Here is a 12,649-nt window from a genome sequence, read left to right on the forward strand (position 1 = left end):
CCAAAGTGATGTGCACCATGGAAAATATCGTTTTAATTGATCTTGAAAAAAATCCACTACAGGCTAAAAAGCTACGTGGCTATGTTGAACAAGATCAACTGGTTTATCTATTTAATTTAACTGGGCATTTTGATTATAAACTGGAAGATATGACCGAGCTTGCAGGCTGGATCAGTTCGGGTCTGGTCATGATGCTGGATGTACCGGAAACCTCCAGAAAAGAGTTAGCTTACGCTATGCTTGCTGGGCAGCTATTGGCATTGACTGAACATGATGTTGAGATTGGATTGATTTCATCCAGTAAAGAGATTCATGTATTGGTCGAAATTTTACAAAGTTCAGGGCGTAAAGTGAGCTTAGAAACAGCCAATAACAAACATAAAACAGAATATCGCTTACCCACAATTGCCAGTTTTCAGGCACAGCCGTTATTACAACAAGTCAAAAAATATTGTGATGCACTTGCGCAGATGAAAGGTCTGCCAACAGGCTTGCAAGGCTTACAAAACTCGATTGGCAATGTCCTGAACATTTCAGCCGAGCAAAGCCAACAACTGGTTGCAATGTTGGTTAACTTAAAAATTATTAAACGTAATACATCACAACTGAGTTTTCGCAAGAAAATTTTAAAACAATGGATCGATCTTGATTTCAATCAACATCAACAGCTTGAGTCAAAGCCTTCTGATGTTGTTGATTCGGTGATAAAGGAAAAAAATTCTGGTGTCGTCATGCCACAAGTTGTGGTCGGGGATGTGGATACCATCATGCAATTTTTACAACAACAGCAACCTGTTGCAGAAGGCCCATTTCCGCCTGAACTAGACGCATTACAATGGCAAGTGTTACAAAAACTGGATGAGCTTCAGCATGATCGACCTACTGATATTTTTAGTTTAAGAGATCAATTACAGGACTGGTTTCCCAAAGCCGATATTCAAATGCTGATGAAATCCTTACTGGATAAAGGCTATATTCAACTTAATGATGACCAGCTACATTATACCGCGCAAATGGTGATTCATTGATTTTACAGAATAAATCACCATTAATAATGAAAAACTTGCGTTTTATATTGAGCTTATGCAAATCTAATAATAGAACACGATAGGGTTAGGTATGGAACATTTAGGTTTATGGGTGGCGATTGTTATCGTCGTTTTTGTTTTAGGCTCAATTTTTGGCTTGCGGGTCAGTCCGCGCGAGAAAGCATTGGGATTGATGCGAGACAAAGCACGTAAAATGGGTTTACACCCTCGACTGGTTGCAGCACCTGAATGGACCAAAATCCCGAAAGCCACTGAGAATCGTGCCAGTATGGTGGCTTATTATAGTGTGCTCATTCCAGAGGCACGACTTCCTTTAATGCGCGCTCGTGTCGTAGATGGTCATTTGAATGTGATTGAAGGTGATCAGAAATTTAATGATTCTCCCATTGCATTAAAAGGGATTTATGCTATTGATATGCAGGCAAACTGTGTGGGCTTGTATTGGGATGAAGAAACGGATCTTAGAGCCACACAACTTGAAGACATGAAAGCGTATTTATTACATCTCGCGACAGTCTAACTCTTTATTTACCAACAGGAATAACAGTTTATTATGGCGAATGCCCCTCGATCCACAAGCAAAAAAAGCACAACAGCATCTTCAGAGCCTGCTGCAAATAAACGTGCCTTAGTGATTGTGGAGTCGCCTGCAAAAGCGAAAACCATCAACAAATATTTGGGCTCACAATACATCGTGAAGTCTTCAGTGGGTCACGTGCGTGATTTGCCGACAGGTGGTTCAGCCAAGTCCAGTGAAAAAAAACCAGCAACACGGACCAAACTGACTGCTGAAGAAAAAGAGCAAAAAGCACAAACAGCACTGATCAACCGAATGGGTGTCGACCCAGAGCATGACTGGATTGCACAATATGAGGTGCTGCCAGGTAAAGAACATGTGGTTGCAGAACTCAAAAAACTCGCGTCTCAGGTCGATGAAGTCTATCTCGCAACGGATTTGGACCGTGAAGGAGAAGCGATTGCTTGGCATTTAAAAGAAGTGATTGGTGGTGATGACAGCCGTTACCAACGTGTGGTATTTAACGAAATTACCAAAAATGCTATTCAGGAGGCCTTTAAACATCCAGCGCGTTTAGATACCAATAAAGTCAATGCACAACAGGCACGCCGTTTTCTGGATCGTGTGGTTGGCTTTATGATCTCACCGTTACTTTGGGAAAAAATTGCGCGTGGTTTATCCGCAGGGCGTGTTCAATCCGTTGCAGTGAAGCTGGTGGTCGAGCGCGAACGTGAAATTCGGGCATTTATTCCAGAAGAATATTGGCAAATTTTTGCTGATACTACGTCTAAAAAAGACGATATTCGTCTGGAAGCCTTCAAGCAAGCAGGTAAAACTCTCAAGCTACGCAATAAAGCTGAAACCGATGCGGTTCTGAATCTACTTAAAGATGCCGAATATAAAGTCGCACAACGTGAGGATAAACCGACTAAGGTCAATCCAAGTGCGCCATACATTACTTCGACCTTGCAACAAGCGGCGAGTACACGTCTTGGCTTTTCAGTGAAAAAAACCATGATGTTGGCGCAGCGTCTGTATGAAGGTGGTTTTATCACCTATATGCGTACTGACTCCACTTTTTTAAGTGATGATGCGGTGAATATGGTGCGTGATCATATTCAGCAAAATTATGGCGATAAATATGTACCAGCTAAACCTAATCGTTATGGCAATAAAGCGGGTGCACAAGAAGCGCACGAAGCCATTCGTCCGTCTAGTGTCGCATTAACGGGTGAGCAGCTTGCAGGTATGGAGCGTGATGCCCAGCGTTTATATGATTTGATCTGGCGTCAGTTTGTGGCCTGTCAAATGACACCTGCTGAATATTTATCATCGACCTTGACCGTAGAAGCCAATAATGTCGAGCTACGTGCCAAAGGTCGTACCTTGGTTTTTGATGGTTTTACCCGAGTCCGTGGTGCCAATAAATCTGATGATGATGTGTTATTGCCTGCGGTGAAAGTGGGCGAAGTTCTGAAACTAGAAAAGCTCGATCCGAGTCAGCATTTTACCAAGCCACCTGCACGTTTTACCGAAGCCTCATTGGTTAAAGAACTGGAGAAACGTGGAATTGGTCGTCCATCCACCTATGCTGCGATTATTTCCACGATTCAGGATCGTGGTTATGTCAAACTGGAAAATCGCCGTTTATTTGCCGAAAAAATGGGCGAGATCGTGACCGATCGTTTGGATGAAAGCTTTAATAACCTGATGAATTATGCCTTTACCGCAGATCTGGAAGGCCAGCTTGACCGAGTCGCGACAGGTGATCGTAACTGGAAAGAATTGCTAGATAGTTTTTACGGTGATTTTAAAAATCGTTTAAATACCGCAGCCAGTACCGAAGGTATGCGCCGTAACCAACCGGTTGAGGTGCCTGATGTAGCGTGTCAACTTTGTGGTCGTCCAATGCAGATTCGTACAGGAACCACAGGGGTATTTTTAGGTTGTTCTGGCTACAACTTACCACCGAAAGAACGCTGCAAAGGTACGCTCAACCTGACTCCAGTAGAATCATTGGCTGCATTTTCGGATGATGATTCGGCAGAAACCGCAGATTTAATGTCGAAACATCGTTGTCCAAAATGTGGTACTGCCATGGACAGCTATGTGATAGATGGCGGTCGTAAATTACATGTCTGTGGGAATAACCCTGATTGTGATGGTTATGAAGTCGAGGAAGGCGAATTCAAAATCAAGGGTTATGATGGCCCAACCATTCCATGTGACAAATGTGATGGTGAAATGCAGTTAAAGACAGGTCGCTTTGGTCCATACTTTGCGTGTACTAGTTGTGACAATACCCGCAAAGTCTTAAAAAATGGTCAGCCAGCACCACCACGTGTTGATCCCATTAAGATGGAACATTTACGTTCAGCCAAGCATGATGACTATTTTGTCTTGCGTGATGGCGCAGCAGGTTTGTTCTTGGCAGCCAGTAAGTTCCCGAAAATTCGTGAAACTCGTGCACCGAAAGTTGCTGAACTTCGTACTGTCGCAGATCAACTTGATCCAAAATATCAGTATTTGTTGAAAGCGCCTGATGCTGATCCTGAAGGTAATCCGACACTGATCAAGTTTAGTCGTAAAAATCAGTCACAATATATTGGTTCTGAAACGCCTGAAGGTAAACAAACCAAATGGAGTCTGGTTTATCAAGATGGCAAATGGGCTGAGGCTTGATAAAGATGAATAAACATGCTGACTAAGGTCAGCATTTTTATTTCTTGATGAAAAATCACTGGGCTGTATGAATAGGAATAATTGTGATGTGGAAAAATATTCGTATCGCCATTCTATTATTGATTTTATTGGTGGTGCTGATCAATAACTGGCGTGATCAGAATCAAAATTGGAATCGACCTATTGTGGTGTTATTACATCCAATTAATGCAGATGGCCAATCCTCAACAGCACAGTATATTCAGCAATTACAGCTTGCTCAGTTTGGCGAAGTTAAAAATTATTTAGAGCAGCAGTCAGCAAAATATAGACAGCCCATCGTCGTCATCATGAAATTAGGGCGAACCTTAGATGAAAAGCCACCCAAAGTACCTACAGAACCATCCATACTAAAGGTGATGTGGTGGAGTCTCAAATTTCGGTTTTATGCATGGCAACAACGAAAATCAGACGATCAGCCTGCGGCTGTGACCTTATATTTAAATTATTATGATCCTCAGCATATTAATGAGCTTAAACATTCCACAGCCTTAGAAAAAGGACGAATAGGATTAGTGAATTTATTTGCTGCAAAAAAACAAGATTCACAAAATAATATCGTACTTACCCATGAATTATTACATGCTTTTGGAGCGACTGATAAATACAATTTACAAAACGGTCAACCACTTTATCCAATTGGATATGCAGATCCTGAGCAACAACCGCGTTATCCGCAAAATCAGGCAGAATTAATGGCTGGAAAAATTCCTGTTTCAGATCATCAGATTAAAATGCCAGAAGACTTAAATCAAACCATTATTCATACACTGACTGCACAGGAAATTGGCTGGTTAAAATAGACCAATCCTTGATTGAAATTAAAAGATTTAAAACTTTATTTTTCATTTTATTTTGATATAAATTCATGTTTTTAAAAAGATATTGATTTTAAAATTAAAGGCTGCTAATTTAATTGGGTGGTCAAATTTTGACTTAAACCAAGCCTAAAACAAAATGAATATTTAAAACATTTTATAAATTGTCTATCGACAAAAAAAGAGACATCGGGGGCAGATATGATCGATTGTCAAGATTACCAGTTTTATAAAACTTTACTTGAATCCACTCGAGCAATTCCATGGAAGCTTGATTGGCGAACCAAAGAATTTAGCTATATTGGACCACAGATTGAAACTGTATTGGGCTGGCCACAGGAGAGTTGGAAAACAGCACAAGACTGGATTGATCGTATTCATGAAGAAGACCGTGAAAAAACCGTATCTTATTGCATAAATTTGTCCAATCAGGGTACAGACCATGAGGCAGATTATCGTGCTTTAACCCCAAGTGGTGATTATATCTGGATTCGGGATGTGGTGTATGCTCAAGTTGAAGGAGGAGAGACGGTTGCAATTATTGGTTTTATGTTTGATATCTCTGAACGAAAAAGGCTTGAACTTGAACTCGAATCATTGAATCAAAAAAATCAGCAATTGTTATTGCTAGACAGTTTAACGGGAGTGGCAAATCGCAAAGCTTTGAGTGAGCGAATTGAATATGAATTTAGTCGTTCCTTGCGCTATCAAAGACCTTTATCCGTTTTGTTTATCGATGTCGATTTTTTTAAAGACTATAACGATCGTTACGGACATATACAGGGGGACGTTTGTCTAATCACGATCGCAAGTCAATTGAGAGATATCTTTAGCCGTAGTTCTGATTTTGTTGCGCGTTTTGGTGGCGAAGAATTTGTAGTTTTGCTCCCTGAAACATGTTTGCAAGAAGCGATTCAACTGGCAGAAAAATGTCGCTGCATCATTTTTGAATTGAATATTCCAAGTAAAGCGGAAAATATTTTTTCCAAAGTTACAGTAAGTATTGGCGTGAACACTGTCGATACCCCACAATCATATTTGGATGCGACTACTTTTCTAAAATCGGCAGATGAATTGCTTTATCTTGCTAAATCACAAGGGCGTAACCAAGTTCAATATATGCAGTAGTTTGAATATCTTGCTTCATCCATATTCGCTGTTGTGGATAAATCACCTGTTATCCACATAATCGTGCAATTTTAATGCAGTTTTTATACAGAAAATAGACATTTATTTGTTCAATATAATAACGTATTCATTATAACGAGACTAAATTATGAAAACAGTGGGCAATGACTTAATCCGCAATGAGCTACATCAACAACGGAAATGGTATCTATTATTTGGGATTTTACTGATCATTTTTGGGGTGATTTTACTGGGTTCACTTTCAATCGCTACTTATTCCGTCATCTTGCTGTTTGGTGTTTTAATGATGATCGGTGGCGTATTGCATCTGATTGCTGCATTTAAGTTTTTTGAAGGGGGTAGTCGCTGGCTATGGGCATTATTTGGCGTGTTGTATTTATTGGCAGGTTATTATGCTTTTAAAACTCCCGTCACAACGGCTTTGGTTTTAACTAGCTTATTGGCTATTTTCTTGGTCATTGCAGGAATCTTCAGAACGGTGAATGCCTTTATTTTAAAACCGATTCCGGGTTGGGGCTGGACATTATTTTCAGGAATTTTAACCTTCGTGACTGGCGTACTCATTTTAATGTCACCTGATGCGCCATTTTGGGTACTGGGCTTATTTTTGGCGGTTGATATTTTATTTCAGGGGATTAATTATTTGACCTTGGCATCCGCGATTAAACATTTACCAGATAGCTCAACCACCACCCTTTAACTTGAGTTGCAATGCTAAAAACATTGGAACCCCTGCAAAAGAATAGACTCTGTTACACTAAGGGCTATTCTTTTTTATATTTTGACTTATGAGTTTTGAGCAGCTAATGGGGGAGTTAAATCCTCAACAATACCGCGCAGCCACAACGCAGGCACAACATTGCTTGGTGTTGGCAGGTGCAGGCTGTGGCAAGACCAAAACCATTGTATCGCGCGCGGCTTATCTTATTCATCAGGGTGTGCCTGCCGATCAAATTCAAATTTTGACATTTACCCGCCGTGCTGCCAGTGAAATTGTGACTCGAGTTGAACAACATTTGGGTACGCCTGCCAAAGGATTACGTGCCTCGACCTTTCATACGTTTTGCATGTATTTATTGCGTAGAAATCCCCATGCGTTTGGTTTGGGACAATTTACGATTATTGATCGTGATGATCAGATGCTGATGTTTCGCCTGTTACGCGGTAAAGATAAGGACAATATTTTACCCAAAGCCGGCCAATTGTGTGATGTGTATTCCTATGCGCGTAATACCCAATCAACATTATCGGATGCTTTAATCAAACAATTACCTGAAGCCATTGAACATAAGGCAAAAATTGCAGAACTGATGCAGGCATATGAAACGCGTAAGCAGGAACGTCATTTTCTGGATTACGACGATATTCTGGCAATTGTTGCAGTCAATTTGCAACATTCACCTGAATTGGTGCAATGGGTGACCAAGTTTTGCAAAGTGCTTCTGGTTGATGAAATGCAGGATACCAATCCGTTGCAATGGGCCATTTTACAGCCTCTGGTTGAGCATGTTGGTTTATTTTGTGTGGGGGACGATGCGCAGTCGATTTATGGCTTTCGCGGTGCAGATTTTGAAAATATTCATCATTTTAAAGAGCGAATTCCAGACGCAGAAATTTTGACTTTAGAAGAAAACTATCGCTCAACTCAGGAAATACTGGACATCTCAAATTGGCTGCTGGCACATAGTCCAATTCATTACGGCAAGCAACTTAAAGCGCATCGCGGGCAGGGTTTAAAGCCGCAGTTACATATTTTTAATAACGAATTTGAAGAAGCCAACTGGATTGCGCAGGATTTAATCGCTCGGCAGCAGCAGGGAGCGAACTGGAATGAACATATGCTGTTGGTGCGTTCAGGTTTTTCAGCACGTTATCTGGAAGGGGCATTTATTTCAAGTAACATTCCCTACCGTTTTATTGGTGGCGTGAAATTGCTCGAGTCTGCTCATGTTAAAGACGTTTTGAGCATGTTGCGTGTGGTGATTAATCCTCAGGACGATATTGCATGGATGCGCTTTTTAACGCTCTGGAATGGTGTTGGCGATGTGGGTGCGAGTAAACTGGCACACGAGCTCATCCAGTTATCTGATATTGAAACACGTTGTGAACGTTTGGAGCGACATGGCAAAGTTTCTACACAAGCAATTTTAATTTTGAAGCAACTTGATGTGTTGCAACAGCATGTTGAAGCCTCAATTGCATTGGCACTTGAGGCCTTGTCGGAACAACTGGAACAGAATTACAAAACACAGGACTGGTTGCGTCGGGTCAAGGATTTTGATCTGGTCAAACAATTGGGTCGTAAACATGGCGCATTGTCCGAATTTTTAGAAGAATACGTACTTGAACCCATTTCAATTTCAGAAATTGAACGGGCAGGTGATCAGGATTTAGTCACGCTCATTACCATTCATTCTGCCAAAGGTGCAGAACAAAAAGTGTGTTACGTACCGCATGTGTCACCTAATTCCTATCCGCATGCACGAGCTCAAGGTGATTTTGATGACGTCGAGGAAGAACGCCGAGTTTTGTATGTTGCGCTGACCCGTGCTGAAAATGAGTTGATTATCACTAAGCAAAATTACAATACTTGGGCGCAGAACCAGTACGATGAACAGGGCCGAAAAATAGAAAGTTATTTTTTAAATGACTTGCCACAGGACTTGGTTCAGACAGAAATTCACCAAACGCTGCCAAGATTTCCACAAAAAACTCAAGTACGGCAGAAACGATTTAGTTTTGGCATCGATCTCGATTAAACTGTAGCGATATTTCAATGCATGATGCATATTTTGCGTCATAAAAAAGGTTAATTCATGAAAATTTTAGTCCGTAACCTTGAACGTTCCATTAATGAGCAAGAATTACTTGAGCTTTTTCAGGCTTATGGTCAGGTCGAATCCTGTGTATTGGTGATGGATGCTGCTACGGGTAAATCCAAAGGCTTTGGTTTTGTGGAAATGCCGCATGCTCGAGAAGCGATTAAAGCCATCAAAGCGTTAAATACCCAGAAAATTAAAGGTTCTGGTATTCGTGTTAAAGCTGCACAAAGCGAATGAAAATTTTCATTTTAAAAAGATGTTCAGTGTAAGCATATCCAGTTAATCTATAGCTTGTCTTTGTTGATCGTTGAAGGAAAAAAACATGTCCCGAGTTGCTCGTTATCATGCTGACCGTACCAATCAGAAATTGTATTTTGCGCGTTTAGCATGTCAGCAGGCGGAGCAAATTGAACATGTCCAACAAGCACAGGCTTATCGTGAGGCGGCGGTATTTCATTTACATGGTGCAATTTTAGCGTTCTTGCAAGAACTTGTGCGTTATTATCGTCTAAACGATTTGCAACCGACCCTAAAATCGATTGAAGATAAAATGGCTGAAAAAGGGCAAGTTTCCCCAGAAGTGATGGTACTTCAGCAATTGGCCAGAGACGGTTTTGTGGCTGAACTTAAACGCGCGTATCGTATGTGTCAGTATGCGCCTGAGCCAACAGAGCCAACGACTGAGGAAGAAACGTCTTCTAACCTGATTATTAAGGTGACTCAAGGACCACAGTCATGGTTGCCTGACGTCAAAATTCTAAGAGAATGGCATCGTGAACTAAGTCACCTGATTGATGGTTTTCGTAACGAAATGGTAGAATTTTAATTACGATTCCCATAGAGAACTTGAAATCTGCCGCAAGAGCTCCTATATATAAATCTAACACCGCGCAAAGTGCTCAGGCTCTTTGCCACCATGTTGACCATGGAGGATTTATGTCTATACAACAGTTGAAAGAATTATTTGGTAGTCAGGAAGCAATTCTAGAATTGGTTCAACTCGAAGGTGGCGAATTGGCACTGCGTAATGCCGATTCAGAACAAGAGCCTTTGGTTAGAATTCAATTTAATGATGAAGTTAAAGCGATCCTCGGCGATCAAACCCCGATGGTGGCGCAGCATATGATTCAGGCTGCATTGTTTGGCTTGCTCGAAAAGCAGATGAATCAATGGCAGGCTGAAGTGGTTGATGAACAACCTCAGCATTTAAGCTAAAAAAAAGCGTACCTCGGGTACGCTTTTTTATGTTCTATTCTCTAGTGACTATGACTAACATGATGAGCCAATTCAATCTGGTGCAGAATATGCTGGCTCATATTTTTCGCCATTTCTTCTTTGGCATAAAACACAAGACCAATATTATCCTGACGAATGACTTCAGCCTCTTCATTGCTTTCTGCGCAGCATAATACCTCAATTTGAGGGTTTAACTGTTTGGCAATATCGACAATACGGTGAATATCAATAATGTCCATGGGCGATAGAACCAGTAAACGTGCATGCATAATATGCGCTTGAATCAACACACTCGGTTCGGTCGCTTCACCACTGACAGCAGCAATTCCTTTTTTACGCAAATTTTCCACAATTTCCCGATTTTCTTCAGCAATGACCACTTTAATTTCTTGTTCCATTAAGGTCTTGGTAATGCGTCGTCCCACTTCACCATAACCGACCATCACTACCTGATCACGCAAATAATTTTGATCAACCTCATCGGGAAGCATGGCCAACGGATCACCACTGCGTTCTAATAAACGTGCCAAATGTGACCGTTCCCGAATCCAGCGTTGAATAGGTTCAATGGCAGAGAATACAAATGAATTGAGGGTAATTGAAAACAGTGCACCTGCAAGAATTAAATTTTGCGCATCTAGGGTTAATAATCCGAGTGACACCCCAAGTGTTGCCAAAATAAAGGAAAACTCTCCAATTTGCGCCAAACTGGCACCCACGGTGAGTGCGGTATTAATGGGATAACGAAAGAATAACACCAGTGCCATGGCTGCAAGGGTCTTACCGACCATAATAATCGCAATGACGGCCAAGATATGTAACGGTTGTTCCAGCAAAATATGCGGATCAAAGAGCATTCCCACCGACACAAAGAATAAAATGGAAAAGATTTCACGTAGTGGCAGCGTTTCTTCTTCGGCACGGTGACTAAAGTCAGACTCTTTGACCACCATCCCTGCAAAGAATGCGCCCAGTGCCATAGAAACCCCAAAAATCGCATAAGAGCCATAGGCAATCGAGACGGCTGCGGCAACGACCGTGAGGGTAAACAGTTCACGTGAACCCAGACGCGCCACGAACTGCATGATCATCGGGACTAAACGTTTGCCAATAATCAGCATAAAGGCAATAAAGCCCGCAACTTTTAATAAAGTGATGCCAATGGTGACCCAGATATTGCCATGACTTGCTGCGCCATGCGCCAGCTCTTTGCCGCCCAATAAAACAGCCGTAGCAGGCAGCAGCACCAAGACCAAAACCATGACTAGATCTTCGACTAACAGCCAGCCTACCGCGATTTTACCGTTCACTGAGTCAAGTAGACCGCGATCCCCCAAAGCTTTGAGCAAGACCACGGTGCTGGCACAGGACAGACTTAAACCAAATACCAATGCAGAACCAAAACTCCAGCCCCACCACATCGACACCCCAATGCCGAGCAAGGTCGCTACAGCAATCTGTAAAATCGCGCCGGGCAGTGCAATACGGCGCACCTGAAGTAAATCATTTAGAGAAAAGTGCATTCCCACGCCAAACATGAGAAACATGACGCCCAATTCTGCCAACTGGTTGGCAAGCGTCATATCTGCCACGACACCAGGTGTGTTGGGACTGATAATAATGCCGGCAATTAAATAGCCAATAAGAGGAGGAAGGCGTAGACGTGCAGCGATATAGCCAAAAATAAGGGCGATACCGAACCCAACCGCTAATAGAATAATCAAATCTACGTCATGTGGCACTCAATACTCCTTATGGGTACGGTTAAAACAATAAGCATAAAAAATGCCAATGTTTAAAATATGAAAAGTTTAGCAAGCTGGACAAAAGGAATGCAAAAAAAAACGACCTCAATTGAAGTCGTTTTTTGTAGAATCTAAAATTATTTAATTTTAGCTTCTTTGAAGATGACGTGTTGACGGATTTTTGGATCAAATTTTTTGATTTCCATTTTTTCCGGCATAGTACGTTTGTTCTTAGTGGTAGTGTAGAAATAACCAGTACCAGCTGAAGAAACTAGGCGAATCTTGTCACGCATTGCAAGGACTCCTTAGATCTTTTGGCCTTGAGCACGAAGATCAGCTACAACCTTTTCAATGCCCAATTTGTCGATAATACGCATACCTTTAGTGGTTAGACGAAGACGTACGAAACGTTTTTCGCTTTCTAACCAAAAACGGTGGTGGTGCAGGTTCGGCTCGAACCGGCGTTTGGTTTTGTTGTTTGCGTGCGAAACGTTGTTACCAACGATTGGACGCTTGCCGGTAACTTGGCAAACCTTAGACATGGTGAACTCCATTGCTAGTTTTAAGCACACAATGTGCGACTAGCCATTCA

General features: G+C 41.7%; 13 protein-coding genes. 10 read left to right on the top strand and 3 right to left on the bottom strand.

The genetic code is table 11. The features are described from left to right. Positions 1-17: 17 nt before the first annotated feature. The 10 genes from E0D95_RS12625 to E0D95_RS12670 all read left to right on the top strand — a co-directional run bounded on the left by E0D95_RS12625 (position 18) and on the right by E0D95_RS12670 (position 10,291). Entirely contained in the window at positions 18-1,028 is a 1,011-nt protein-coding gene (locus tag E0D95_RS12625; protein ID WP_130804148.1) for a hypothetical protein, read from the top strand. A 91-nt stretch (positions 1,029-1,119) separates the two neighbouring features. Further along, entirely contained in the window at positions 1,120-1,569 is a 450-nt protein-coding gene (locus tag E0D95_RS12630; protein ID WP_130804150.1) for an ammonium transporter, read from the top strand. Between the two features lie 33 nt (positions 1,570-1,602). After that, entirely contained in the window at positions 1,603-4,248 is a 2,646-nt protein-coding gene (gene topA, locus E0D95_RS12635) for a type I DNA topoisomerase (RefSeq protein WP_130804152.1), read from the top strand. Between the two features lie 86 nt (positions 4,249-4,334). After that, positions 4,335-5,090: a hypothetical protein gene (locus tag E0D95_RS12640; protein WP_130804154.1), complete on the top strand. Its 756-nt coding sequence runs from the start codon at positions 4,335-4,337 to the stop codon at positions 5,088-5,090. 216 nt (positions 5,091-5,306) lie between these two features. Next, the gene (locus E0D95_RS12645) at positions 5,307-6,233 is read left to right on the top strand and encodes a sensor domain-containing diguanylate cyclase (RefSeq protein ID WP_130804156.1); all 927 of its coding nucleotides are present in this window, start codon (positions 5,307-5,309) and stop codon (positions 6,231-6,233) included. A 148-nt stretch (positions 6,234-6,381) separates the two neighbouring features. Next, positions 6,382-6,954, top strand: a complete 573-nt coding sequence (locus E0D95_RS12650) for an HdeD family acid-resistance protein (RefSeq protein ID WP_130804158.1) — start codon at positions 6,382-6,384, stop codon at positions 6,952-6,954. A gap of 88 nt (positions 6,955-7,042) precedes the next feature. After that, a complete protein-coding gene (locus tag E0D95_RS12655) occupies positions 7,043-9,013 on the top strand; it encodes an ATP-dependent helicase (RefSeq protein WP_130804160.1) in 1,971 nt (656 codons plus the stop codon). A gap of 57 nt (positions 9,014-9,070) precedes the next feature. Then, on the top strand, positions 9,071-9,313 hold the full coding sequence (locus E0D95_RS12660) for an RNA recognition motif domain-containing protein (protein ID WP_130804162.1): 243 nt from the start codon (positions 9,071-9,073) through the stop codon (positions 9,311-9,313). 85 nt (positions 9,314-9,398) lie between these two features. Continuing rightward, a complete protein-coding gene (locus tag E0D95_RS12665; RefSeq protein WP_130804164.1) occupies positions 9,399-9,902 on the top strand; it encodes a DUF6586 family protein in 504 nt (167 codons plus the stop codon). Between the two features lie 110 nt (positions 9,903-10,012). Continuing rightward, on the top strand, positions 10,013-10,291 hold the full coding sequence (locus E0D95_RS12670; RefSeq protein WP_130804166.1) for a hypothetical protein: 279 nt from the start codon (positions 10,013-10,015) through the stop codon (positions 10,289-10,291). Positions 10,292-10,332: 41 nt separating this feature from the next. Here E0D95_RS12670 and E0D95_RS12675 read toward each other — a convergent pair whose 3' ends face one another. From E0D95_RS12675 to rpmB, 3 genes are all read right to left on the bottom strand, one after another. Continuing rightward, a complete protein-coding gene (locus tag E0D95_RS12675; RefSeq protein WP_130804168.1) occupies positions 10,333-12,054 on the bottom strand; it encodes a cation:proton antiporter in 1,722 nt (573 codons plus the stop codon). A 140-nt stretch (positions 12,055-12,194) separates the two neighbouring features. Next, the gene (gene rpmG, locus E0D95_RS12680; RefSeq protein WP_001205031.1) at positions 12,195-12,350 is read right to left on the bottom strand and encodes a 50S ribosomal protein L33; all 156 of its coding nucleotides are present in this window, start codon (positions 12,348-12,350) and stop codon (positions 12,195-12,197) included. A gap of 12 nt (positions 12,351-12,362) precedes the next feature. Next, complete coding sequence (gene rpmB, locus E0D95_RS12685; protein WP_004649871.1) at positions 12,363-12,599, bottom strand: 50S ribosomal protein L28; 237 nt, start codon at positions 12,597-12,599, stop codon at positions 12,363-12,365. Between the last annotated feature and the right edge of the window lie 50 nt (positions 12,600-12,649).

Origin of the sequence: Acinetobacter ihumii, assembly GCF_900625095.1 — a bacterium.
Classification (GTDB): domain Bacteria; phylum Pseudomonadota; class Gammaproteobacteria; order Pseudomonadales; family Moraxellaceae; genus Acinetobacter; species Acinetobacter ihumii.